This is a genomic window from Gilliamella sp. LMG 34362, assembly GCF_984569125.1.
Genome location: NZ_OZ474902.1, coordinates 26,484 through 53,452 on the forward strand (window position 1 = coordinate 26,484; position 26,969 = coordinate 53,452).

26 protein-coding genes are annotated in these 26,969 nt (G+C 35.4%); 7 read left to right on the forward strand and 19 right to left on the reverse strand.

The genetic code is table 11. The annotated features are described in order from the left end of the window. Positions 1-181: 181 nt before the first annotated feature. Positions 182-448, forward strand: a complete 267-nt coding sequence (ybeD, locus tag AC5LWZ_RS00090) for a DUF493 family protein YbeD (RefSeq protein WP_065577848.1) — start codon at positions 182-184, stop codon at positions 446-448. A gap of 78 nt (positions 449-526) precedes the next feature. Continuing rightward, positions 527-1,804: a bifunctional O-acetylhomoserine aminocarboxypropyltransferase/cysteine synthase gene (locus AC5LWZ_RS00095; RefSeq protein ID WP_493463789.1), complete on the forward strand. Its 1,278-nt coding sequence runs from the start codon at positions 527-529 to the stop codon at positions 1,802-1,804. Positions 1,805-1,856: 52 nt separating this feature from the next. Here AC5LWZ_RS00095 and adk read toward each other — a convergent pair whose 3' ends face one another. From adk to putP, 11 genes are all read right to left on the reverse strand, one after another. Beyond that, complete coding sequence (adk, locus tag AC5LWZ_RS00100) at positions 1,857-2,501, reverse strand: adenylate kinase (RefSeq protein ID WP_086359263.1); 645 nt, start codon at positions 2,499-2,501, stop codon at positions 1,857-1,859. A gap of 39 nt (positions 2,502-2,540) precedes the next feature. Beyond that, positions 2,541-2,792, reverse strand: a complete 252-nt coding sequence (locus AC5LWZ_RS00105) for a YfgJ family double zinc ribbon protein (protein WP_493463790.1) — start codon at positions 2,790-2,792, stop codon at positions 2,541-2,543. 3 nt (positions 2,793-2,795) lie between these two features. Then, on the reverse strand, positions 2,796-4,271 hold the full coding sequence (der, locus tag AC5LWZ_RS00110; RefSeq protein WP_110447000.1) for a ribosome biogenesis GTPase Der: 1,476 nt from the start codon (positions 4,269-4,271) through the stop codon (positions 2,796-2,798). Positions 4,272-4,289: 18 nt separating this feature from the next. After that, positions 4,290-5,462: an outer membrane protein assembly factor BamB gene (gene bamB, locus AC5LWZ_RS00115; RefSeq protein WP_198201655.1), complete on the reverse strand. Its 1,173-nt coding sequence runs from the start codon at positions 5,460-5,462 to the stop codon at positions 4,290-4,292. A gap of 26 nt (positions 5,463-5,488) precedes the next feature. Then, positions 5,489-6,223 (reverse strand): YfgM family protein, encoded by a 735-nt coding sequence (locus tag AC5LWZ_RS00120; RefSeq protein WP_110446998.1) that lies wholly within the window; start codon positions 6,221-6,223, stop codon positions 5,489-5,491. Between the two features lie 23 nt (positions 6,224-6,246). Beyond that, positions 6,247-7,524 carry a histidine--tRNA ligase gene (gene hisS / locus AC5LWZ_RS00125; protein ID WP_110446997.1) on the reverse strand — a complete coding sequence of 426 codons (1,278 nt, stop codon included), beginning with the start codon at positions 7,522-7,524 and terminating at the stop codon, positions 6,247-6,249. 24 nt (positions 7,525-7,548) lie between these two features. Continuing rightward, positions 7,549-8,658, reverse strand: coding sequence for a flavodoxin-dependent (E)-4-hydroxy-3-methylbut-2-enyl-diphosphate synthase (gene ispG, locus AC5LWZ_RS00130; protein WP_065614694.1), 1,110 nt, complete (start codon positions 8,656-8,658; stop codon positions 7,549-7,551). Between the two features lie 86 nt (positions 8,659-8,744). Then, entirely contained in the window at positions 8,745-9,185 is a 441-nt protein-coding gene (locus AC5LWZ_RS00135) for a helix-turn-helix domain-containing protein (RefSeq protein ID WP_181414609.1), read from the reverse strand. Between the two features lie 58 nt (positions 9,186-9,243). Further along, the gene (gene pdxY, locus AC5LWZ_RS00140; RefSeq protein WP_198221201.1) at positions 9,244-10,110 is read right to left on the reverse strand and encodes a pyridoxal kinase PdxY; all 867 of its coding nucleotides are present in this window, start codon (positions 10,108-10,110) and stop codon (positions 9,244-9,246) included. Positions 10,111-10,114: 4 nt separating this feature from the next. Further along, positions 10,115-11,386, reverse strand: a complete 1,272-nt coding sequence (tyrS, locus tag AC5LWZ_RS00145) for a tyrosine--tRNA ligase (RefSeq protein ID WP_232350179.1) — start codon at positions 11,384-11,386, stop codon at positions 10,115-10,117. Between the two features lie 50 nt (positions 11,387-11,436). Further along, positions 11,437-12,924, reverse strand: a complete 1,488-nt coding sequence (gene putP / locus AC5LWZ_RS00150; protein ID WP_181414608.1) for a sodium/proline symporter PutP — start codon at positions 12,922-12,924, stop codon at positions 11,437-11,439. A 268-nt stretch (positions 12,925-13,192) separates the two neighbouring features. On the opposite strand from putP, the gene nth reads away from it, so the two are divergent. After that, positions 13,193-13,831 (forward strand): endonuclease III, encoded by a 639-nt coding sequence (nth, locus tag AC5LWZ_RS00155; protein ID WP_198201659.1) that lies wholly within the window; start codon positions 13,193-13,195, stop codon positions 13,829-13,831. 7 nt (positions 13,832-13,838) lie between these two features. Beyond that, positions 13,839-14,384: an endonuclease SmrB gene (smrB, locus tag AC5LWZ_RS00160; RefSeq protein WP_198221203.1), complete on the forward strand. Its 546-nt coding sequence runs from the start codon at positions 13,839-13,841 to the stop codon at positions 14,382-14,384. 336 nt (positions 14,385-14,720) lie between these two features. Here smrB and cgtA read toward each other — a convergent pair whose 3' ends face one another. The 4 genes from cgtA to rplU form a co-directional block, all read right to left on the reverse strand. Then, positions 14,721-15,890 carry an Obg family GTPase CgtA gene (gene cgtA, locus AC5LWZ_RS00165; protein WP_493463791.1) on the reverse strand — a complete coding sequence of 390 codons (1,170 nt, stop codon included), beginning with the start codon at positions 15,888-15,890 and terminating at the stop codon, positions 14,721-14,723. Then, positions 15,890-16,855, reverse strand: coding sequence for a DMT family transporter (locus AC5LWZ_RS00170; protein WP_086362638.1), 966 nt, complete (start codon positions 16,853-16,855; stop codon positions 15,890-15,892). The genes cgtA and AC5LWZ_RS00170 overlap by 1 nt, the downstream gene beginning before the upstream one ends. A gap of 83 nt (positions 16,856-16,938) precedes the next feature. Beyond that, complete coding sequence (gene rpmA, locus AC5LWZ_RS00175; protein ID WP_034883716.1) at positions 16,939-17,199, reverse strand: 50S ribosomal protein L27; 261 nt, start codon at positions 17,197-17,199, stop codon at positions 16,939-16,941. A gap of 15 nt (positions 17,200-17,214) precedes the next feature. Then, positions 17,215-17,523, reverse strand: a complete 309-nt coding sequence (gene rplU, locus AC5LWZ_RS00180; RefSeq protein ID WP_065577863.1) for a 50S ribosomal protein L21 — start codon at positions 17,521-17,523, stop codon at positions 17,215-17,217. Between the two features lie 232 nt (positions 17,524-17,755). On the opposite strand from rplU, the gene narX reads away from it, so the two are divergent. The 3 genes from narX to AC5LWZ_RS00195 all read left to right on the forward strand — a co-directional run bounded on the left by narX (position 17,756) and on the right by AC5LWZ_RS00195 (position 21,458). Beyond that, on the forward strand, positions 17,756-19,561 hold the full coding sequence (narX, locus tag AC5LWZ_RS00185) for a nitrate/nitrite two-component system sensor histidine kinase NarX (RefSeq protein WP_493463792.1): 1,806 nt from the start codon (positions 17,756-17,758) through the stop codon (positions 19,559-19,561). Positions 19,562-19,564: 3 nt separating this feature from the next. Beyond that, a complete protein-coding gene (gene narL, locus AC5LWZ_RS00190; RefSeq protein WP_086359388.1) occupies positions 19,565-20,218 on the forward strand; it encodes a two-component system response regulator NarL in 654 nt (217 codons plus the stop codon). A 217-nt stretch (positions 20,219-20,435) separates the two neighbouring features. Next, positions 20,436-21,458 (forward strand): DUF4272 domain-containing protein, encoded by a 1,023-nt coding sequence (locus AC5LWZ_RS00195; RefSeq protein ID WP_198201661.1) that lies wholly within the window; start codon positions 20,436-20,438, stop codon positions 21,456-21,458. A gap of 137 nt (positions 21,459-21,595) precedes the next feature. On the opposite strand, the gene cysG is transcribed toward AC5LWZ_RS00195, so the two are convergent. The 4 genes from cysG to nirB all read right to left on the reverse strand — a co-directional run bounded on the left by cysG (position 21,596) and on the right by nirB (position 26,727). Continuing rightward, on the reverse strand, positions 21,596-22,969 hold the full coding sequence (gene cysG / locus AC5LWZ_RS00200; protein ID WP_198201662.1) for a siroheme synthase CysG: 1,374 nt from the start codon (positions 22,967-22,969) through the stop codon (positions 21,596-21,598). Between the two features lie 109 nt (positions 22,970-23,078). Continuing rightward, a complete protein-coding gene (gene nirC, locus AC5LWZ_RS00205; protein ID WP_493463793.1) occupies positions 23,079-23,846 on the reverse strand; it encodes a nitrite transporter NirC in 768 nt (255 codons plus the stop codon). Between the two features lie 22 nt (positions 23,847-23,868). Further along, a complete protein-coding gene (gene nirD, locus AC5LWZ_RS00210; RefSeq protein ID WP_086359392.1) occupies positions 23,869-24,201 on the reverse strand; it encodes a nitrite reductase small subunit NirD in 333 nt (110 codons plus the stop codon). A 3-nt stretch (positions 24,202-24,204) separates the two neighbouring features. Beyond that, positions 24,205-26,727, reverse strand: coding sequence for a nitrite reductase large subunit NirB (nirB, locus tag AC5LWZ_RS00215; RefSeq protein ID WP_493463794.1), 2,523 nt, complete (start codon positions 26,725-26,727; stop codon positions 24,205-24,207). Positions 26,728-26,969: the final 242 nt, after the last annotated feature.

Below are 26,969 nucleotides of genomic sequence, written 5' to 3' on the forward strand. Positions count from 1 at the left end.
TAGCCTTTTAAAATAATAGTAAGGTAGGTTTTACTAAGCTATGTTAGAATTTAACTATCATAGATCAAATTATAGGCTTTAAAAAGTAATGTTTATTATTCTGAACTTGAAGAATAATAAACTGACTATATATATGCAATATATTTAATAGCTATACTGATAAAACGAGAAAAAGACTATTATGCAACAAACAAAATTAAATGAATTATTAGATTTCCCTTGTTCTTTCACTTATAAAGTAATGGGTGAAGCAAAACCAGAATTAGTTGATAAAGTTGTATCCGTGATTCAACGTCATGCACCAGGGGATTATACGCCGTCGATCAAACCTAGTAGTAAAGGTAATTATCATTCAGTATCCATTACCATTAATGCAACCCATATTGATCAGGTAGAAAATCTATACAAAGAATTAGGTGAAATCGATATCGTAAGAATGGTTTTATAATCCTTTACTTTTTAGTAATTCTTTGCACAAAATAAGAGCCTTATAGTTGAAAAATAGTTATAAATATGAGGCTCTAACATGAAACCAGAAACGATTGCTTTACACGCAGGCTATACCCCTGAACCAACAACCCATGCCGTCGCTGTTCCGATCTATCAAACCACATCATACGCATTTGATGATACCCAACATGGCGCCGATTTATTTGACTTAAAAGTTGCTGGAAACATCTATACACGTATAACCAATCCAACTAATGCCGTACTTGAAGCGCGTATTGCCGCACTAGAAGGCGGTATAGGTGCATTAGCGGTAGCTTCTGGAATGGCAGCAATTACTTATGCTATACAAGCCATTACATTTGCTGGTGAAAATATTGTATCGGTTTCTAAACTCTATGGTGGCACCTATAACTTATTGGCTCATACCCTGCCTAATTTCGGTATCACAACAAAGTTTGCACCACACAATGATTTAAATGCGATTGAAAAGCAAATTGATGACAAAACTAAAGCCATTTACTGTGAAAGTATCGGTAATCCAGCAGGTAATATTGTTGATTTAACAGCACTGGCTGATATTGCTCATCGCCATGGAATACCGCTAATTGTTGATAATACAGTTGCCAGCCCTGCGCTTTGCCGACCATTTGAATTTGGTGCCGATATAGTGGTACATTCATTAACTAAATATATTGGTGGGCATGGTAATAGTTTAGGCGGAATGATTGTTGACTCAGGTAAATTTCCTTGGAAAGATCATGCAGATAAGTATCCAATGCTCAATCAACCTGATCCTTCTTATCATGGTGTTTCATATACTGAAAGCTTTGGAAACGCAGCTTATATTGCTCGTTGCCGAGTAATACCACTGCGTAATATGGGAGCAGCTTTATCACCATTTAATACCTTTTTATTATTACAAGGTCTTGAAACACTCTCTTTACGCATTGAGCGACACTGCCAGAATACGATTAAAGTAGCCAATTATTTGGCTTCACATCCTCAAGTTGAATGGGTCAATTATGCAGGTCTGGCTAATCATCCTGAGCATCATTTAGCGGTAAAACAGATGGACAATGGTTTACCTGCTGGTATTTTATCCTTTGGTATCAAAGGAAGTAAACAAGCTGGAGCCAAATTTATCGATGCTTTAAAATTGATTATCCGTTTAGTTAATATCGGTGATACCCGTTCATTAGCTTGTCATCCAGCATCAACTACCCATCGACAACTTAATGATGAGGAATTGCAAAAGGCTGGAGTAAGTCAAGAAATGATACGCCTCTCAATTGGTATTGAACATATTAATGATATTATTGCTGATTTAGAACAAGCGCTTAACTTAGCGAAATAATTGATTGGTTAAGATGAGGGATGAAAAAGTCTATCATCCCTCTTAATAGCAATTAGCCTAAAATTTTAGTCAATTCATTGGTCACAGCTGAAACAGCTTGTGTCCCATCAATACGGAAATATTGAGTTCGGCCTTCTTTGGCTTCATGTTGATAATATTTGACTAATGGTTTAGTCAAATCATGATATTCAACAAGACGTTTACGGACGATTTCTTCACTATCATCTTTACGAATAGTTAATGGTTCACCAGTTACATCATCAATATTTTCAACTTTTGGGGGATTATGACGAACATGGTATACACGCCCTGAACCAGCATGAATACGACGACCACTCATACGATCTATAATCACTTCATCAGGTACATCAAACTCAAGTACATAATCAACATTGATACCCGCTTCTTTCATTGCATCTGCTTGTGGCACAGTACGAGGAAAACCATCTAATAAAAAGCCATTTTTACAATCGCTTTGCGCAATACGCTCTTTGACTAATGCGATAACTAACTCATCAGTAACAAGCTTACCATTATCCATTAGCTCTTTTGCTTGTAAACCTAATGGACTCTCTGCTTTTACTGCTGCACGCAACATATCGCCAGTTGAAATTTGCGGAATTCCGTATTGTTGCATAATAAATTGTGCTTGAGTTCCTTTTCCTGCTCCCGGTGCGCCTAATAAAATAATTCGCATAAAATAACCTCTTATGGCTTTAAATATAGATACAATTTTCTATTCTGGTAAATAATGAAATATCACTTTACTGCTGGAAATTAAGCCATCAGTGTGACAAATATAGTTAATAGCGCCACAGCCTTTAACCATTTGCACATTTTGTCGGCAAATTGGGCAAATATACTGTTCTTGATAATGCTGTTGGCAATGAGGACAATCATAATATTGTGGCGAAACAATACTCATTCTATTATGACACTTAGGACAAATACCTTCTTGCCCACCATCGATTATTTTTGTTTCTGTCATAAGTTATTTACGACCTCGTACATGTTTCATTAAACGACGACGTTTACGTTGTTGCGAAGCAGTCAAACTATTTTTTCGACCTTCGAATGGATTAGCGCCTTCTTTGAATTGAATTCGTATTGGCGACCCCATAATTTTTAATGAACGTCTAAAATAGTTCATTAAATAACGTTTATAAGAATCAGGTAAATCTTCAACTTGATTACCATGAATAACCACAATTGGAGGATTATAACCTCCGGCATGGGCATATTTTAATTTAACCCGACGTCCTCTGACCAATGGTGGTTGATGGTCATCTTGTGCCATTTGCATTATTTTAGTTAATAATGCGGTATTAACACGGCGTGTAGCGCAATCATATGCTTCTTGAATTGAATCAAATAGGTTTCCTACGCCACTACCATGAAGCGCAGAGATAAAGTGTAAACGAGCAAAATCGATAAAATCGAGTCGATCATCTAACGTAGTTTTCACTTGTTCTTTAATATCTTGTGATAATCCATCCCACTTATTAACAGCAATAACCAGTGAGCGCCCACTATTAATAATAAAACCAAGCAAAGACAAATCTTGATCAGAAATACCTTCTCGGGCATCAATAACCAAAATTACGACGTTAGCATCTTCTATTGCTTGTAACGTTTTAATAACCGAAAATTTCTCAACGGTTTCCGTTACCTTACCTCGCTTACGAACACCAGCTGTATCAATCATGATGTATTCACGATCATCTCGTGTCATTGGTATATAAATACTGTCACGAGTTGTACCTGGCATATCATAAACTACAACCCTTTCTTCACCTAAAATCCGATTGGTTAGTGTTGACTTACCAACATTTGGTCTACCAACAATAGCAACTTTTATTGGCTGATTAATCAGCGATTCTGCATCATCTGCGTCATCTTCAAAATCTTCATAAGATTCATCAAGCATCTCATTTTGAAGATCTGCTGTTGAAGTATCAATTTTGTCACTTTCAAAATGAAAAATAGGATCTAAAACTGTCTCGATTAGTACGCTGACACCACGACCATGACTCGCTGCAATCGGATGAATATCACCTAATCCTAAACTATAAAAGTCAGAAATTGCACTATCTGCATCAATACCATCAATTTTATTAGCAACTAAAAACGTTGCTTTTTGGCGAGATCGAAGATGTTTAGCAATTGCATGATCTGCAGGCATAGCACCGGCTCTCGCATCAACAAGAAAGAGCACAATATCCGCTTCTTCTATTGCTTGTAAGGATTGTTCCGCCATAAAGCTTTCAACCCCATCTTCAGTGCCATCAATACCACCAGTATCAATGACTATATATTCATGCCCTTTGATTTCAGCTCGGCCATACTTACGATCACGAGTTAATCCAGGAAAATCAGCCACTAAGGCGTCTCGAGTTCGAGTTAATCGATTAAATAGAGTCGATTTTCCTACATTCGGACGACCAACTAGTGCGACAACAGGTACCATATTTATTCTCTAATTACCTTAATTTTTTGCAAATGCGTAAATATCACCATTTTTAGCTTGGACAATAATTTTATTATCGACAACTAATGGTTTCGAAATCAATCCACTGCTACTTACTTGTGTTTTTGCAACTACCTCACCATTATCTTTATTTAACCAATAAAGATAACCCTCGAAATCACCAACCACAATGTAATTTTGATAAATAACCGGATCGGTTAATTGACGATGTAACAAACCTGTCTGAGTCCAATTCACTGCACCACCATTTTTAGTCACAGCTTGAACATTGTCATCTTGATCCACAATGAATAACTGCTGTGAATCAACCGCAAAGCTATGTGTAGATCCCATTTCTTTACGCCACACAATTTGACCATTACTTAAGTCAAGTGCAACAACATTACCATTATAGCCAATTGCATAAGCTAAATTACCTTCAATAACTGGGGTTGAATCAACATCATTCAATTTGTCAATTTCAGTCGATCCACTTGGTTGAGATATTCGTTGCTGCCAAATAAGTTGTCCATCATTAAGATAGTAAGCATTCACATGACCAGTATCATCGCCAAGTATAGCCGCACCATGAGCAATAGTTGGTGTAGAATTACCTCTCAATGAAAGTGTTGGCACTTCAAGCACTACATCCCATACATCTTCACCTGTGTTACGATTCAAAGCTTGTAAATTACCACTAGCGGTATGGATTATGACTTTATCATCAGAAGAAACTGGACGAGCAAGTACTTCACCATGTACCGATTTTTCCCAAACCACATTACCATCATTACGGTCTAATGCATAAACAACCGCACGTTCGCTACCGACATAAACATATCTATCATCAGCGCTTACACCGCCAGAAAATAACGCTGTTTTACTGCTAAATAATGTACTTTGTGATAAATTTTTGTCCCATATAGTATGGCCAGTTGATAAATCAATTGCTTTAACTTGCCCACTACGGCTAGCAGCATAAATAGCATTATCGTAATTAATCGGCCCCAATAATGAATAAACATTTGTATTGCCTGCTGTGCTATTTCGCCATATTTCTTGAATTGGAAATTGGTTATCCACTTTTGGTGAAGGTGAAATCTGGACAATTTCTTCTTCTCCACCAAACAATGAACACCCTGCAAGTGATAACATAAAAACACTCATAGACAGACATTTTGATAACTTCATTGTATAGATCCTTATATCAGGATAAATTAATCTTCATTTTCGTGAGCTGCATTTTTTTTGGCTTCAGCTTCTTGCTTAGCTTTTTCCTTGGCGGCAGCTTCTTCTTGTTTAGCTTTTTCAGCTTGTTGTTTATCTTTAAGATATTGAGCTTGATTTAACTTCATTTTGATATTTTGCTCTAATGCTTGAGTCGGTGATGAACTTAATGCAACATTGTAAGCAGCCACTGCTTCATCATAATTATTCATTTTCACCGATATATCGCCACGAATATCATTAACTACTGGCGCCCAACTTTTTTCGGTTACTTTATTTAAAGTAGCCAAACTTTCTTGATAATGTTCAAGTTGATATTGTATTTTTGCAATACGAATATAACTTATTGATTTAATAACATCTGAATCAGTTTTACTTAACGTATCTGTAAGTAATTTTTCTGCTCCAGCATAATCTTTTAATTGTTCAACATAAAATTTTGCTGCTCTAAAATTAGCAAAAACACTATAAATAGTATTATTATCTTTAGCAAAAGAGACTAATTCATTAACTGAATCAGGATTGTTGTTATCTAATTTAGCAATTAATTGTTCATAACGATCTGAAGATTCTATCGCTTTTTCTAATTTGTAAGATTGCCAATAACGCCAGCCATAAAAAGCCAGTAATCCAATTACAATAACCGCAACAATAATTTTCCACTTTTTAGCAAGAAATTCTTTTATCTCTGAAAATTGTTCTTCGCCAGATAACTGATAACTCACGTTTTTCTCCTATTTCCTTTAATTTACAATATCGCCAAACAAGTTTGAACAATCTCTTTTTCTGCAACTTCAACTTGTTCGCCTGTTTGTAAATTTTTAATTGTAACTGATTGATTAATAATTTCGTTTTCACCAATAATTACAGCTATTTTAGCACCTAATTTGTCCGCTTTGGCAAATTGTTTTTTAAAATTACTACTACCATAATTAGTCACAATTCGCTTATCAGATAACCCATCACGGAGTACTTCTGCCATTTTTTGGGCTGCAGCTGTCGTTTTTTCATCACCCGAAGATATCATATAAATATCAATTGAACTATCTCGATTTAATGAAGGATTAACCGCCTGCACTAATAATACTAAACGTTCTACCCCCATAGCAAAACCAACTGCTGGTGTTGGTTGTCCACCAAGTTGGCTAACTAGACCGTCATAACGACCTCCGCCACAAACGGTACCTTGAGCGCCTAAACTACTTGTTACCCACTCAAAAACAGTACGGTTATAATAATCTAAACCACGCACCAATCTTTGGTTAATATTATATTTTATTCCTGCGCTATCTAATAATTGACACAAGCCATCAAAATGAAGTTTAGATTCTTTATCTAAATAATCAAATAATTTCGGTGCTTGATTAAGTAATTCTTGAATAACAGGATTTTTCGAATCTAACACCCGTAATGGGTTAGTATACATTCTACGTAAACAGTCTTCATCTAATTTATCTTTATGTTGCTCAAGAAAACTGACTAAAGCATTACGGTAATTTGCTCTTGCTTCAACTGAACCGATAGAATTAAGTTCAAGTGTCGTATGCTCTTCAATACCAAGTGCTTTCCAAAAACGTGCAGTTAATAAGATAAGCTCTGCATCAATATTAGGCCCTTCAAGGCCAAAAACTTCAACACCAAATTGATGAAATTGACGATAACGCCCTTTTTGCGGTTTTTCATAACGAAATGCCGGCCCTAAATACCATAGTCGTTGTTCTTGGTTGTAAAATAGACCGTGTTCAATACCTGCACGGACACAACCAGCTGTAATTTCAGGGCGAAGAGTAATACTTTCATCATTACGGTCATTAAAAGTATACATCTCTTTTTCAACAATATCGGTAACTTCACCAACTGCACGTTTAAATAGTGCGGTATCTTCAACGATTGGTGTTCTAATTTCATTATAACCATAACTATTTAGTACACCTTTAACAATTTTTTCAATTTGTTGCCATGTAGCACTATCATTAGGGAGTAAATCATTCATTCCCCGTATTGATTGGATTTTTTTCTCTGCCATTTGTTTATTCGCTATCTAATAAGGTTATAGTTCAGTTGTTGCAATTCTATTTTTTAAAATTGATGCCTTAGCACGAATTTTAGCTTCCAACTCATCTATCATTTGTTCATTATCAATACGCCCTATGCGCACACCATCTTCATAAAAACCGCTTTTGTTGTGACCACCAGCAACCCCCATTGTAGAAGCTAAAGCCTCACCAGGTCCATTTACAACACAACCAATAATTGATACATCCATTGGTGTTATAATATCTTCTAGTCGCTGTTCTAAGGTATTAACGGTACTAATTACATCAAACTCTTGCCTTGAGCAGGTTGGGCAAGCAATAAAATTAATACCTCTTGCTCGAATACGTAGCGATTTTAAAATATCAAATCCAACTTTAACTTCTTCCGTTGGATCGGCCGCTAATGAAACCCTTAATGTATCACCGATCCCTTCCGATAATAATAAGCCAAGTCCAATCGCTGATTTTACCGCACCACTACGCACACCACCAGCTTCGGTTATACCTAAATGTAAAGGTTGTTTAATTTGTTTTGCCAATAATCGATATGAATCAACGGCAGTGAAAACGTCTGATGCTTTTACACTTACCTTAAATTGGTCAAAACCTAGTCTATCAAGTATATCGACATGTCGCATAGCTGATTCGACTATAGCTTCAGGTGTCGGCTCGCCATATTTTTCTTGGATATCTTTTTCTAGCGAACCAGAGTTTACGCCGATTCGGATAGGAATATTTTTATCCTTGGCACAATCAACAACCGAGCGAATCCGTGATTCATTACCAATATTACCAGGATTAATCCGTAAACAATTCACTCCATATTCAGCAACCTTTAAAGCAATGCGATAATCAAAATGAATATCAGCAATAAGGGGGACTTTTGCTTGTTGCTTAATTATTTTAAACGCCTCAGCAGCATCCATAGTTGGAATAGAAACTCGGACAATATCAACCCCTACACGCTCAAGGGCTTGAATTTGAGCTACTGTTTTTTCCACATCTGTTGTTCGAGTATTTGTCATCGATTGCACAGCAATCGGCGCACCACCACCGATTGGCACATTACCAACATAAATTCGGGTTGATTCTCGCCTAATAATTGGTGACTCTTGATGACTCATAAGATGCCTAATCATATTACAAAATAACTAGGACGCAATCTTAACAAGATTTAAGACAAATGTCTGTATGTGAATGAGAAAATTTGCTAACTGTTAACGCGATCTGAAGGCTGTGGAGAAATATAATGACTAACTTCAATAAAGTTACTTTTATTTTGAGAATTGACATAGTATAAGCCACCACCTAATGCACAAATTAAAGCAAACAAACCAAAAAAGAACGGTTTCTTACTACGATTTGTTTTACTATATATTGGTTTAGGTTTTTTAGTTTCTTTTACTAAATATTGTTCAGCTAAAATTTCGAGATAAGGTTGATATTCATCAGCTGATAAACCAACAATATTGGCATACGAACGAATATAACCTTTAACAAAAACAAAAGGGGCATGAAGTAGCTGATCATTTTCAATTTCAGAAATGACAGCTGTTCTAACATGAATTTGTTCAGCAATATCTTTTTGCGATAAACCCATATTACTTCTTAAATCGGAAAGAATCTTACCCAATGAAATATTTTCTTCCATACCCCCCCTCATTGTCTTACTATCCGCAATTTTTTGTTATTTTTACATATTTTCGCAATTAATCAATTTTTTTCGCATTAAACCACTGTTTAGGGGTTTCTATTTCATTTTGTGCGGCAACTAATTGCAATTCATATTCATTTTGTCTTAATGTTTCAAGCATAACCGCATAAACCGCCGATGTAGTATGCTCAAATGCTTCAACAATGGATTTACCAAGCATGATATTTGCTAAAAACAGCCCACTAGTCATATCACCAACACCAACTGGTTGTTTGACGCCAAAATCAACTAACGGGCGATCAATATGCCAAGCTTCATTTTCTGTTACTAACAACATTTCAAAACGATCTTGTTGATAGCCAGCTCGACTTAAATGTTTAACTAAAATTGCTTTAGGCCCTTTTTCACAAATTGAACGGCATGCCAAGATTGCTTGCTTGACATTATTGATCGGCTGTTTACCGTTAAGTTCTTCTAATTCTAAAATATTTGGTGCCATCATATCAGATATGGGCAAGGCTGTATTACATAAAAATTCTGCTACACCAGGAGCGACAAAGCATCCTTTTTCGGGATGCCCCATTACAGGATCACAAAGATAAATTGCTTCAGGATTCTCAGCTTTTACTTTTTTCACAATTTCAATAATTGCATTACCTTGTTCTGGTGACCCCATATAGCCACTTAATACGGCATTACATCGTTGTAATTCGCCAATAGCATTAATCCCATCAGCGATATCGGTTAAATGAGATGCAGGCATTACCGTTCCAGTCCATTGCCGATATTGGGTATGGTTTGAAAATTGTACCGTATTTAATGGCCAAACATTCACACCTAAACGACGCATTGGAAATACAGCCGCACTATTACCTGCATGACCAAATACAACATGAGACTGAATCGATAAAATATTTTTCATGAAATCATCTCCAAATAAGTAAGCAATAGTATTTTTTACCTCGACGCAGTAATGTGTAACGATTAAATAACTTATCACTATCAGAAAAACGATAATCTGTTGTTGAGTTACGTTCACCATTAACAGAAATAGCATTGGAATCAATCATTGTTCTTGCTTGCCCTCTTGATGGTGCAAACTCAGCATTAACAATAGCTTGTTGTAGATCTACATCACCTTCAATGCTGGCTGTAGGCATGCCATCTTGAGCTAATTGTTCAAAATCAGCTTCAGATAAATCAGTTAATTTACCAGAAAATAAACTTTCAGTAATACGTTTTGCAGCCGTTAGTCCTTCTTCACCATGAACTAATCGCGTCACTTGTTCGGCAAGGACATACTGAGCTCTCGGTGCAACGCCACTGTTTTTATCTTCTTCTTCCAAGGCATCAATGTCTTCCAATGACATGAAGGTAAAGAATTTAAGGAATCGATAAACATCAGCATCAGCAGTGTTAATCCAAAATTGATAAAATTTATATGGACTAGTTTTTTTCGGATCTAACCATACTGCACCACTTTCAGTTTTACCAAATTTAGTTCCATCAGATTTAGTAATTAATGGTACGGTTAAACCATATACTTGCTTCTGGTGTAAACGACGCGTTAAATCGATACCAGCAGTAATATTACCCCATTGATCAGAACCACCAATTTGTAATACAACATTATGAGCTTTATTAAGACTTGCAAAGTCATAAGACTGTAACAAACTATAAGAAAATTCAGTAAAAGATATACCTGATTCATCACGGTCAATACGTTGTTTAACGGATTCTTTGTTAATCATTGCATTAACAGAAAAATATTTTCCAATATCTCGTAAAAAAGATAAAACATTCATGCCACCAAACCAATCATAGTTGTTAGCAACAATAGCGGCGTTATCACCACATTCAAAATCTAAAAATGGCGATACTTGTTGTTTAATCTTTTCACTCCATTCAATTACCGTATCTTCAGTATTGAGTTTACGTTCAACAGCTTTAAAACTTGGATCGCCAATTAATCCTGTCGCACCTCCAACTAAAGCTATTGGTTTATGACCAGCCAATTGAAAACGTTTCAAACAAAGCAATGGAACTAAATGACCAAGATGCAAACTATCAGCGGTTGGATCAAAACCACAATATAGTGCAATAGGATTTTGCTCAATCAGTTCCATTAACGCTTTTTCATCAGTAAGTTGAGCAATCAGTCCACGCTCTTGCAGTTGTTTGATCACATTTTTTGTCATGATATTTTACCTATTAAATTTGTTACGTTTATATTCTACTTAATTAAATTCTATACTGTTTTATTGTGGTATTTTTTATACGCTTGTTTGAAATGGTCTTCAACTATTTCGTTCGGTTTTTTATCTAATAAGCTAAAAATAATGATTGCTATTGACGCAAATAAAAAGCCAGGAATTAGTGAATATAAATTAAGCCAATTAAAATTAATCCAAAGCAAGACGGTGATTGCACCAGTTATCATTCCTGCTAATGCACCATTGCGAGTCATTCGAGCCCAAAACACCGAGAATACAACAATCGGACCGAACGCAGCACCAAAACCAGCCCAAGCATGGCTAACTAAATCAAGCACACTGTTATTAGGATTGATCGCTAATAAAATAGCAATAACAGAAACTAATAGCACCATTATACGGCCAACCCAAACTAATTCTCGTTGCTTAGCCTTAGGTCGGATAAAAGCACGATAAAAATCTTCTGTTAATGCACTTGAACAAACCAATAATTGACAACTTAAGGTGCTCATTACTGCGGCTAGAATAGCCGCAAGCAAAATACCAGCAACCCATGGGTTAAATAGTAATTTAGATAATTCGATAAAAATACGTTCATGTTTCCCATTATCAATTAGATAAGCTAAGTTAGGATTATTGGCAAAGAAAGCAATACCAAAGAAACCAACTGTAATTGCGCCAGCTAAACATAAAATCATCCATGTCATACTAATTCGACGAGCATTTTTCATGACTTCATGAGAATCAGCAGCCATAAATCTAGCTAAAATATGTGGTTGACCAAAATAACCAAGTCCCCAACCTAACAATGAAATAATGGCAATCAAATCCATATGAGCAAAGATATTAGTATAATCAGGATTTAATGATTGAATATTAGCCATTGCATCAGTAAAACCACCCGCATTAATCATTACCATAATTGGTGTTAATATTAGAGCAAACATCATTAAACTAGCTTGAATTGTATCGGTCCAACTTACTGCTAAGAAACCACCAATAAAAGTATAAGCAATTGTCGCGCCAGCGCCTGCTAGCATTGCCCAGCCATAACTAAGCCCAAATGTACTTTCAAATAATTTAGCACCAGCAACTACGCCTGAAGCACAATAAATGGTAAAAAAGATTAAAATTATTACTGCTGAAATAATTCTTAATAGTGAACTATTGTCATCAAATCGACGAGCAAAATAGTCAGGTAAAGTTAATGAATTATGGTTTATCTCTGTGAAAACTCTTAATCTACCGGCAATCAGCAACCAATTTAGATAAGCGCCAATTATTAATCCTATAGCAATCCAGCTTTGCGAGATACCAAATAAGAATACTGCACCCGGTAATCCCATTAATAACCAACCACTCATATCAGAAGCACCAGCAGAAAGTGCAGTAACTACACTGCCTATGCGACGTCCACCTAATATATAATCACCAAAGTTCCGAGTTGCACGAAATGCAAAGAAACCAATCGCAATCATTCCTAATATGTAAACAGCAAAGGTGACAATCATTGGTAATGACATTTTTATAATAAACCTTGAACGATGAAATTAAAAAATAGTTGGCTAGCTTATCATAAAAAGCCCCTGCTAAAAAGCAGGCGATTTTGCTATATCTGTCTTAGCTATAAAAGCTAGTATTACAATTCAATCCATAAAATAAAAATATCTTCAATTTTTTAAATAGATACATTGTTAATAGTTCTAACCTATATAAAAACTCAATATATCCTAAGGTTAAATATAATATAATGTATATAATATTAATTAACTTTTTTATTTATAAGATATTGTGAAACAATCAACTCGAATTGAAATTTTAGAAAGATTAAAAGAGCATATTAAAGATCCTACAACTGAATTGGTATATAAAACACCATTCGAGTTACTTATAGCTGTTGTACTATCCGCTCAAGCCACCGATGTTAGTGTGAATAAAGCAACTAAACCATTATTTGCTATCGCAAATACCGCAGAGCAAATTCTGGCACTAGGAGTCAATAAATTAAAAGACTATATTCGGACAATTGGTTTATATAATAGCAAAGCAGAAAATATTATTAAAACCTGTCAGATTCTCGTAGATAAATACCAAGGTGAAGTACCAGAAAATTTTGACTCATTAATTGCGCTACCTGGCGTAGGAAGAAAAACAGCTAACGTAGTTTTAAATACCGCATTTGGCTGGCCAACTATTGCTGTAGATACCCATATATTTAGAGTAAGTAATCGAACAGGATTTGCACCAGGCAAAACGGTTGAAGCTGTTGAAGAAAAACTACTTAAAGTGGTTCCAGATGATTATAAAATAAATTGTCATCATTGGTTAATATTACATGGTCGATATACCTGTATAGCTAGGAAGCCACGCTGCGGATCTTGCGTTATTGAAGATTTGTGTGAATATAAAGAAAAAATTTATCCAGAGTAAAAAATCAATGCCAAATAAATTTAAATTAGAAGATGAAGATATCAACTTGTTTAAAAGTAGTATTGGTAATACCAAACAACTTAAACAAGATACCGTTATTCATAAACCAGTAAAACGATCCCAAAAGCTAATTGATAATCAAAAGCTTCAACATGAAAAAGTAAATAATGAATTTTATTTTTCCGATGATTACCAACCACTTCTACAAGAAGATCCTATTCGTTACATTCGTGAAAATACGGATAACAATGAGTTAAAAAAATTGCGACGAGGATTTTATTCACCCGAGTTTTTTTTAGACCTACATGGATTAACCCAGCAAGAAGCAAAAAAAGAAATTGCAGCACTTATTGCTGCTTGTTTACGTGAAAATGCTAATTGTGCTTGTATTATGTATGGTCATGGTAAAAACATATTAAAAAAACAAACTCCAATGTGGTTAGCCCAACACCCACATGTAATGTGTTTCCATCAAGCACCAAAAGAATTTGGCGGTAATGCTGCATTATTAGTTTTATTTGATATCAATAATCCATCTGTTAATCTAAGATAATTATTAATAAATATACACTAAATAATAAAAAAGCCAGCTTAGTTTTACTAAGCTGGCAAACATTGGAAGCAATGTGAGCAATGTCATACTTTTTTAGAAGTCTTTCGACGCTCTAACAAAGTACATCTGAATGATAATCATTCTCATTATTAAAAGCAAGTTATTTTTTTGACTATTTTCAAAAAACTGACAAAATTTTGTCAGTTTAACATGTGTTTTTATATTAACATTTTGTTTTTATAAGGAATTTAATTGAGAAGAGCAGGGTGATTTGCCCCTGCTTTTTGGAATATTTAACTATAAACAAACCATTATAATTAACTTTTGGGAATAGTTTTATTTTTGATAGATAAACTCAACACCCTCTTCATCACTCTCATCCCAATCATCAAAATCATCGTCGTCGTCATCAAATGCATCATCCATTGCTTGTTGATGATAATCATCCCACATAAATTCGACTTTTTCAGGCGATGTTTCCTCTTGTTCTGCCTCTCGAGGATGAGCCGTAATATAATCCATTAAATCCCAACATAATGCTTTTACGCCTTCGTGATTCACCGCTGAAATAAGATAATATTTCTCATCCCAATTTAAGGCTTCCGCAATTTCAGCTGCACGTTTTTCACTTTCATCAGGACCTAATACATCCATCTTATTAAAAACTAACCAACGCGGTTTATTTGCTAATTTATCACTATACTGATGCAATTCTTGAATAATAACTTTCGCATTTTCAATTGGATCTGAACCATCTATTGGCGCTATATCAATTAAATGCACTAATACGCGACAACGTTCAAGATGTTTTAGAAAGCGAATACCAAGCCCTGCACCATCAGATGCCCCTTCAATCAATCCAGGGATATCTGCAACAACAAAACTTTGTTCATTATCCATTCGCACAACACCCAAGCTAGGTACTAATGTTGTAAATGGATAATCAGCGACTTTAGGTTTAGCAGCTGAAACACTGCGAATAAATGTTGATTTACCAGCATTAGGTAAACCCAACATACCCACATCAGCTAGCAATAATAATTCCAATAACACATCGCGTTTTTCACCAGGCGTACCATCGGTTTTTTGTCGTGGAGCACGATTCACTGATGATTTAAAACGGGCATTACCAAGTCCATGAAAACCACCTTTAGCAACCAGAACTTTTTGTTGATGATGTGTTAAATCACCAATAATTTCACCAGTATATTTATCAGTTATACGAGTTCCTACTGGCACTTTAACGGTAATATCTTTACCTCGTTTTCCCGTACAATCAGAACCTTGTCCATTTTGACCACGTTCTGCTCGGTAGTTTTTTTCAAATTGAAAATCAACCAATGTATTTAAGTTTTCATCAGCAATAAAAAATACATCACCACCGTCTCCACCATCGCCACCATCAGGGCCACCTTTAGGTATATATTTTTCTCGGCGGAAACCAACACAACCATTTCCGCCATCTCCGGCTTCGACACGAATTGAAGCTTCATCTACAAATTTCATTATTTGTCCTCTTTCTTTCGGTTAATTAGCCAGCCCTTTCGTGGTTGCCACAAGTAGTGTCCAACCGTTGCAAACATTGCACCAGCGACCACTGATACTGCGCCAATATAACCTAAAATATTTAAATATTGCATTGCAAACTTTTCTGGCCATAGTAAAGCAAATAAATCTGAAAAAATCAGTGCAAAAAGTGGTGTTAATGTGGTTATTGCACTTACTTGTGCAGCTTGCCAACGTTCCATTGCCATAACCAAAGCACCATAAGCAATAATAGTATTAAGTCCGCAAAAAATAATGGCAAACAGTTGGCTAAAATCAGCACTGGCTATTTTCGTTGGTGATGCTAGAGGCCATAAAAAAATACTACAAATAAGATAAATCAACCAAAGTAGCTGTTCTGCTCGTAATTTTTTTAATAATACTTTTTGCGCTAACGCATAACATGCCCATGAGATAGAAGCCAGCAAAGCCAGCCAAACACCTATGCCATATGAAGACATATTAGCAAAAAGATCGGCTAGATTTTCATTAAAAAACAATCCTAACCCAATTAATAATATGGTAATACCAATAATTTGCGTTGGTCTTAATCTTTCTTTGAAAATAATTGCACTGGAAATCATAAATATTACAATTCCGGTTTGTCCAACAACTTGAGCAGTAGTTGCAGATAAATACTGAACAGCTGTAGCAAAAAGTGCAAAATTACCCAGTAGGCCAAACCCAGCAATCATCAATAAGATAAAACGGCGACGTTTTTTGAACATAGCTAAATTAGGAAACTGTTTTTTATAAGCCAGCCATAGTGTAATACCGATAGCTGAGATACTTAATCGTGACCAAGCTAATGTTAATGGATCAATAACAACTAATGCATATTTCATAGCAATTGGCACTAGTCCCCACATAACGGCTGTTAACATGGCTAATGCAAAACCTAATTTAACATTTTGCTGTTTTATCATAATGAATTATATAAATTTTCAAGAAATGAAAAAAGCCCCACAATGACTGTGAGGCTTCTATAACTTATTAAACCGCTGGTTTATTAGCTGTTAGCAACTACACTAACATAACGGCGGTTTTTAGGTCCTTTAACTTCGAACTTAACTTGTCCATCAACTAAAGCGAATAGGGTATGATCACGACCACAACCTACGTTAGTACCTGGGTGGAATTGAGTTCCACGTTGACGAACTAAAATGTTACCCGCAAGAACTTCTTGAGAACCATAACGTTTAACACCTAAACGTTTACTCTGGGAATCACGACCATTACGTGATGAACCACCAGCCTTCTTATGTGCCATTGTTCGATACTCCTATTAAGCGATTGCAGTTATCTTCACATCAGTGAACCACTGACGGTGACCTTGTTGTTTACGATAGTGTTTACGACGACGGAATTTAACAATTTTCACTTTCTCGCCACGACCGTGCTCAACAATTTCTGCTTTAATTGTTGCACCTTCAACAAACGGAGCACCAACTTTGATGTCTTCACCATTTGCTACCATTAAAACTTTATCGAAAACAACTTCTGAACCTGTTTCGACTTCAATTTTTTCCAAGCGAACGACTTGTCCTTCGCTAACTCGGTGTTGTTTACCACCACTTTGGAAAACTGCGTACATACTTAACTCCGCAATAAAAAGCAGACGATTCCTGATTAAAAATATATGTCTGCATTGATTAATCTTATAGGGCGTGAATTTTACGCAAAATTTATGCTTGTTGCAAGCGCTGTTTAATAAAAGATCGCAAAAAGTCACAAAAAAGATCTTAGACCAGCTATTTTCACGCTACAATATAGTTAAATTATTATTTATTTGCATAATATTTAACGCAAAAATATTGAGTGCCTATATGCTAAAAAGAAAATTTCGCTACAGTGCTTCTATTATTAATCGTTTAACACTTTTAATGCTCTTTTTAGGCGCTATGGCATTATTGGCGCTATTTTTGTCAATACAAGTCGCTAATGATACTAAAGGTAGCGCTTATATGATTAATCAATTAGGGTTAATCAGAATGAAGAGCTATCAACTTTTAGCAATGACACCTATAGAAAAAAAGGATATTTATCGACTTAACATTTTTAATGATATCCCATCATCACAACAATTAAAATTATTTGAACGTTATCAGTTAATGGATGATTTTAATCAATTACAGTCGCAGTGGTTCAAGCATATTGTTCCGAAACTTCAACAAGCAAACAATATAAATGAGATAAAAAATGAAATTGATAATTTTGTTGCTCACACCGATAAACTGGTTCATCAAATTGATCAAAAGACAGAAAATCAAATCCATTATCTTTCACAATTACAACTCGTTTTTATCATTCTAATTGCACTATTTCTTCTGGCACAAATTTACTATTTACGTCGTTATCTTCTTGCGCCATGGCGTAAATTAATTCATATGGCAGAATCGATTTCGCAACAGAATTTTAGTCAACGCTTTAATAGTAAAACAACCAAAAGTGAGTTTGATTTACTGGGGCAAGCCTTTGATAAAATGGCGGAACAAATTGAACAACAGTATCTATTGTTAGAAGAGCGCGTCACAGAAAAAACAGCTGAATTACAACAAATCAATAAAATTGTGTCATTTCAATATCAAGCCATCAAGCAACTCCATACCTCAGACCCCTTATGTGAGCGTTTTTTAATTATACTTCGTGGACTAGAAGAATTAGTACCATTAACACAGTTTCAAATCCGATTTTATGAATCAGATAACATAGAACATTTTCAACAATTCAGCTATGACAACCAACAAAAACTCCCTTATTGCCAAAATTCAGAATGTAATGCTTGTCTTATTCCATCAAAATCTTATCAAGAAAATGGTTTTCAGCGCTATTGGTATCTGCAAGAAAAAGGAGAAAAATTTGGCATTTTATTTGCAATACAGCCATCAAAAGTACAACTAGGAACAGAACAAGAAAATTTAATTACTGCTTTAGTTGAACAAATGACTACAGCACTAATGCTTGATAGGCAAATAGAACAACAAAAACAATATCTATTAATGAAAGAACGTTCAGCAATGGCTAGGGAACTACATGACTCGATAGCGCAATCACTTTCTTGTTTAAAAATACATCTTAGTTGCTTACAGATGCAATCGGATTTAACTTCCCAAACCAGTATCGATTTGCTGACGACTATGCGTAAAGAGGTTAATATAACCTACTCTCAATTAAGAGAGTTAATTACCTCGTTTCGCTTACGTCTTAACCAAACCGGTTTTTATGCCAGTTTCATGGAGTTAATTGATGAGTTTAATCAGAAATTGAAATTTACAATTCAGATTGAATATCAATTACCTCTCAATATCATTAATAGCAAATATGCCTTTCATTTACTACAATGTGTCCGGGAATCTTTAAATAATATCTATAAACACGCCAATGCCACCCTGGTCAAAATAAGCTTAACGATTGATGAGAATCAAATTATTACCGTTAGCATAAAAGATAATGGTATTGGTTTACAAAATAATACACATCAAGATAATCACTATGGTTTAATTATTATGCGTGATAGAGTTGGCGTATTAAACGGCAATCTAGTCATTAATAGTAAGCCTAATATGGGAACAGAAATTGTGGTAACATTTAAAGCAACAAACACAATTCCTTGCAAGATGATAAAAGAGTAACCAATGGATCAAGTTAAAAGTTCAATATTACTTATTGATGATCATCCCATGTTAAGAAATGGGGTAAAGCAACTTATTAACACCATCAATAATTTTGAAATTATCGGTGAAACTGGTTCAGGGATAGAAGGAGTTAAGCTGGCTGAAACACTTGATCCTGATATTATTTTGTTAGATATCAATATGAATGATGTCAGTGGACTAGAAATTCTACGCTATTTACGCGAGAAAAACATTTCAAGCAGAATCATTATGTTTACTGTCTCAGACGCAAAAGAAGATATTATTACCTCGCTCAAAACTGGTGCTGATGGTTATTTGTTAAAAGATATGGAACCGGAAGATTTTCTTAAAGCCTTAAAGGATATTTCGGAAGGGAAAGTCATTATGGATGAAGCTATTTCACATATCATTCTTAATTATATGCGTGATGATAAAAACCAGACAACCAACCAATCCCATGATATCAATTTACTTACCCCAAGAGAACATGAAACATTTAACTTATTAGTGCAAGGATTATCGAATAAACTTATCGCAAAAGAGTTAGATATAGTTGAAAGTACAGTAAAAGTTCATATTAAAAGTATTTTTAAAAAACTCAACTTTAAGTCACGTATGGAAATGACTGTATGGTATTTGCAGAGTAAAGAATAACCTTGGCAATGTATTAATGCCGATTTATATCATATATCCGCTTACACTTTTAATTGGATAGAATATCTAATCCTAATCATTAAAAATTTTCTATAACAACCGTTTTCTTCTACTTGATTCAATTGAAAAACAATATTTATAATTAGTTCAATCAATTAAATTGATTTATTGAACAAAATTAGAAAACAAAAAATTAAAAAATAGGATGAAGTTGTAAATGTCTCTATTAGTCAATGCTTACTCTACACTCACAAATCCAACAGCAATTAATTTTAGTTGTAAAAAATTAAATCAACGTGGATTGAACTCACTCAATTTTACAGATCATCTTAATGGTTTTATTGGCTATGTTATGCAAGCAGGTGACGGTGAAATGAATTCCCGCCGTTATGAACTTTATCGACATATTCAAAAAACTAAACATCAGTTTACGTTTGAAATAGAAGAAAATCAATTTAATGAACTAGCGCATTGGGCTGAGCTGGCTAATGTTATTTTATTTATCCCCGATGGTACGATTCGCAATCCTAAGATGGATGTTTTACAAGATCCAGATGGAAAATTTGATATAAATGTTAAAATGCCTTATCCGTCAGAAGCATTACAACGCAAAGCAAAAACTGAGCAGTATTTAGCAACGTTAGGATTACATCCGCTTGTAAGCTTACCTCCTGTCGTTGCTGAATCTGAAGTAATACTTAGAACACCCGATGAAGTAAAAAAACGAGCCTTAGCCCTGATGTTAACAGGAATTCAAGCCGAAAGCTTTCGAGAAAATGCCCCATTAGATCCTGAGGAATTCAAAGCGCGTTGTCCGTTAGGGTTTGCTGCTTTATCAAATATTGAATATGATTTTATTCACGCACCTCAACCGCAAGAACAAGATGTTATGAATATGAGTTGGCGCTATGAAGCCTTATTACCACTACAATGGGCACTAAATTGGCAATCAAAATTACCTTTTGCGGATACTTTTTGTAATGTATCTTCATTAGTTGAAACTGGTTTAGAAAATAGTAATCCCGAACTATCTACTTTAACCTTAAGACCAACAAGTGAACTGCTAGATGCATTAGATTTAAATTACCGATTACATTGGCTAGCAAGAGATTGTCGGCTTAATAATAAAACACTACCTGTAGAAATAATGGAAGGCGTTATTCAAGAAAGACAACATGCTTTAAATTGGCTAACAAACTTTGAAAATGCCGATTGGGATGATGTCGATACGCCTTCTTAAATTTTGATAAAAAAAGCAAAGTCGATATTGTTATAAAACACTTTGTAATAATATTTTTTAGTCAAATTGTTTGGAAACAAAAGGCAAGAAAATAAAGAATATTATAAGATATCCTATCATTTCCTTGCCAATTTATACTAATTCTGTGAAAACCAGTTAAGTTTTTCTCGTAATGCCACCACCGGACCAACGATAATTAAACTAGGGCTACGAGCTTGTAAAGCTAGCTGACCAAGTTCGGATAATAAACCATTGATGACTTTTTGCTTAGTAGTGGTACCCTCTTCAACAATAGCAATAGGAGTCTGACCATCCATACCGTGTTTAATTAAATTCGTTTTAATATTTTCTGCTTGCGATAGCCCCATATAAAAAACCAAAGTCTGCTTTTCAGCCGCTAAACTTCGCCAATCAAGATGAGATCCATCTTTTAGATGACCAGTTATTAAACGTACACTATGTGCGTAATCACGATGAGTTAGTGGTATTCCACTATACGCCGAGCAACCAGAAGCCGCAGTAATGCCAGGTACTACCGAAAAAGGAATATTAGCATTGAATAATGTTTCAAGCTCTTCTCCTCCTCGACCAAAAATGAAAGGATCACCACCTTTAAGTCGTACCACTCTCAGGCCCTTTTGTGCTTGTTCCAATAATATTTGATTAATTTGTTCTTGCGGAACACAATGAAAACCGGGGTGTTTACCAACAAAAATTCGTTGCGCGTCTCGTCGAGTTAAATTCATTATTTCTTTTGAGACTAATCTATCATAAACAATAATATCCGCTTGTTGAATTTGCTGGAGACCTTTTAAAGTTAACAACCCTGGATCGCCAGGGCCAGCACCAACTAAGACCACTTCGCCACGACAATCCAACGAATCATCAAATAATTCATTAGTTAATGTATCGACATTTTCTGAATCATTATTCGCTATTGCTTGAGCTAATCTATCATGAGAAAACAATTTCTCCCAAAATCGTCGACGTTCAGTCATACTTCGGTAAGTCGCTTTTACTTTATTGCGTAAATAACCGGCATATATGGCTAATTTACCAATATGTTGTGGCAATATTGCTTCAAATTTTTCACGTAACAAGCGAGCTAATACAGGAGCATGCCCTTCTGAAGAGATGGCGACCATAATAGGGGAACGATCAATAATTGAAGGCATAATAAAACTTGCATCTTTGGGAGAGTCGACCACATTACAAAAGATACGACGGTTTTCTGCGGCGCTACTAACTTGTTGATTGGTTTTTTGACAGTTAGTTGCAGCAATAACTAACCATTTATTATCTAGCAGTTGCTCGTTAAACTCACTTTTTATTAAAACTAACTGCTTTTGTTGCTGCCAACAGATAAATTGTGGGTTAAATTCAAGTGCATTGACAGTTAATTTTGCACCAGCTTCAAGTAATAATCGAGCTTTACGCTCAGCTATTTCGCCACCACCAACTAATAAACAATCACGATTTTCTAATTTGCAAAATAAAGGTAAATAATCCATACAATTTCAAAACAACCATTAATATATTTTTGATTTAAGAGCAATTTACTGATTGCTAATTACCATACCAATCAGTAAATTGAACAATAAAAACTTCTGTTATTTATAATTAAGGTCGATCTGATTTAGGTGTTGAAAACCAATATCCTAACCCCATAAATAGTGCGCCGGATACTAAATTTCCTAATGAAACCCATAACAAATTATGACCAATGCCGGCTAATGTGTAAGAATCAGAATGATTACCAAACCAAGAAAGTGAAAATAACGTCATATTGGCAACACTATGTTCATAACCACAAGCAATAAAGGCTAATAAACACCACCATATTGCAATAAATTTTGCTGACCCCTCTACTCGGTTTGCCATCCAAATAGCTAAGCAAACTAACCAGTTACATAAAATTCCCCGAAAGAATAATGCTGTTGCTGGCGCAGATGTTTTTGCCAATGCAGCGGTATGCACAAGCGAAGTATCTGTTGCCAATAATGGACTTGCAGCCCAATAAAACAAAGCGGCAACAAAAATTGATCCAACCAAATTGCCTAACCATGTTTGTGGCAATACACACCACATTTGACAATGAGTAATTTTTTTAGCCTGCACGCCAAAAGTTAAAAACATGGTATGGCCAGTAAATAATTCTGAGCCGGCAATTACCACTAAAGTTAATGCTATACCAAAGGTTGCCCCCATAACTAAAGGCCTAACGGATGGATCAAGCAAATTACCTAGTGTGAAAATTAATATAATTCCTAAACCAACGTAAGCACCTGCCATAGCAGAACTTAACCAAAATCCAATTGGATTGGTTTTAGCTAGTCGAACGATCCGCGCAGCATTAGCTGCACATTTGTTAATTGTTTCTGTATACATTTTGTATTCCTAATGCGATTAATTAATTAGATTTTATTTGCACAAATTCATCATTATCTACTTTGACTTCATAATGAGTAACAGAATAATCTTCATTTTCAAGGCAATAACCATCCTTTAAACGAAAACGCTGTTTTTTAAGAGGACTTGCGACCCATAGCTCATTTTCATGTTCAGCAATAATGCCACGAGAAAGGACGCTGGCATTCGCAAAAGGGTCAATATTACTAATCGCATAAAGCTCATTAGTATTGTAGGGACGAAAAACTGCAACATGTTCTTTGCCGACTAGAGCACATATTCCTGTTTCAGGTAAAATATCTTGTAATTTACAAATAGTAATCCATTGGCTCATGATCTATTCTCCTAACATAGTTTGACGTTCTTCAAGAGTTGCTGGGCGATGTTGATCGCGTTCAGGCACAAATTGAACATTATCATCACGCTTAGAACTATTAACAAAATGGGCAAAACGGATTTGTGCTGCAGGGTTATTCACTGTTTCTTTCCATTCGCAGACTACTAATTGTCGAACTCGATCCATCTCTTTTTCTAGTTCGGCATTAATACCTAACTTGTCATCAATAATCACACTACGTAAATAATCGATTCCTCCTTCAAGATTCTCAAACCAAACGGAAGTTCGTTGTAATTTATCAGCTGTGCGAATATAGAACATGATAAAACGATCCAAATAACGTATAAGCGTCTCTTTATCTAAATCCGCAGCAAGTAAATCAGCATGACGAGGCTTCATACCTCCATTACCACAAACATATAGATTCCAACCTTTTTCAGTAGCAATAACACCAATATCTTTACCTTGCGCCTCCGCACACTCCCGAGTACAACCTGAAACACCAAGTTTAAATTTATGAGGTGCTCTAATACCTTTATAACGATTTTCTAATTCAACGCCAAAACCGACACTATCGCCAACACCAAAACGACACCAAGTACTACCCACACATGTTTTAGCCATACGTAACGCCTTCGCATAGGCATGACCACTTTCAAAACCAGCGGCTATGAGCTCTTTCCAGATAGCTGGAAGATCGTCTTTTTGTGCACCGAATAAACCAATTCGCTGAGATCCGGTGATTTTCGAATACAGATTATATTTCCTTGCAATCTGGCCTATCGCAATTAAGCCTTCTGGTGTAATTTCACCACCAGCACTACGTGGGATAATGGAATAAGTACCATTTTTTTGGATGTTACCTAAAAAAATGTCATTACTATCTTGCAAAGGAACAAGATCTGGTTTAAGAATATAATTATTCCAACATGATGCTAATATTGACCCTATTGTTGGTTTACAGACTTCACAACCATAACCAGTACCATGTTTTGTAATCACTTCACTGAAAGAAGTTAATCCTTCAACTCGAATAAGATGGAAAAGCTCTTGACGAGAATATTTAAAATGTTCACAAAGGGCATGACTGACTTCAATACCTTGCTTAGCTAATTCTAAATTAAGGATTTGTGTTACTAATGGAATACAGCCACCACAGCCAGTACCTGCTTTCGTTTCGGCTTTAATTGCTGCCACCGTATGACAACCAGCATGAATAGCTTGCACAATTTTTGCTTTTGTTACATCAAAACAGGAACATATTTGTGCATTATCCGGCAAAGCATCAGCGCCTAATACAGGTTTAGCTCCGGCATGAGAAGGTAAAATTAAGCTATCAGGATGCTCTGGCAGATCCATATTATTAAGCATTAATTGTAATAAATTACTATAGTCTGCTGTATCACCAACTAATACAGCACCAAGCAATTTGCGATTATCATTTGAAACCACTAATTTTTTATAAACTGGGATATTTTCGTCTAAGTAAACATAACTCCGACAACCGAGCGTCTTAGCTTTGGCATCGCCAATACTACCGACATCGACTCCCATCAACTTGAGTTTAGCACTCATATCAGCGCCTTCAAATTTAGCATTTTCGCCGATTAAATGGGCTAACGCGACCTGCGCCATTTTGTATCCAGGGGCAACAAGACCATAAACTTTACCTTGCCAACAAGCACATTCCCCAATCGCATAAATATCAGGATCTGATGTTTGACAATAATCGTTAACAACAATCCCACCACGAGGGCCAATATCAAGCTCACATGCTTTAGCTAATTGATCGCTAGGTCGAATACCTGTTGAAAAAACAATAAAATCAATTTTAAGTGATGAACCATCAGCAAATTGCATAATTTTACCTGATGGTGTATGAATAATTTCTTGGGTATTTTTACTGGTATGAACACCAACCCCCATCTCCTCAATTTTTCGACGTAACTGTTCACCTCCCATAGAATCAAGTTGCTCTGCCATTAACACTGGCGCAAATTCAACGACATGAGTTTCAATGCCTAAATTCTTTAGCGCCCCAGCAGCTTCAAGCCCAAGCAAACCGCCACCCACTACTGCGCCAGTTTTACAATTGCTGGCACAATTACGAATAGCATCAAGATCTTCAATAGTACGATAAACAAAACAATTCGCACCATCAGCACCTTTAATTGGTGGTACCCATGGATAAGATCCCGTTGCAATAATCAATTTATCATAAGAGATTATTCGTCCTGTTTGTGAATGCACTTCTTTACGTTGTCGGTTGATTAATATAATCCGCTCATTAAGTAGAATATTTATATCATTTTCTTGATATAAACCCTCTCTAACTAAAGATAATGCTTCTGCGGTATGTCCTGAAAAATAGGATGAAAGATGAACACGATCGTAAGCAACTCTAGGTTCTTGGCAAAAAATAGTGATGTTGAACTTATCAGCCTGCATTTTATCAATAATTTCTTCAACAAAACGATGGCCAACCATCCCATTGCCAATAATGACGAGATTGGTTTTACTCATAAAAAGCTCCAAATTTATTTTTAATTCAATTATTTAATTTTTATCTAATTGATATTTTAAGGAACTTTAAACAGAATATAATTATCCTCAAGGATTACCTCTTTAGTAGTAGATAAAATAATAATTTTGAAAACAATGAGTTATCATTTTTCACGATTTAAGTATCAAGTAACATTAGAATATTATTATGATAAACATCACAAATTACGAATAAAAAAAGGATTGCCAATTAGGGTTAAATA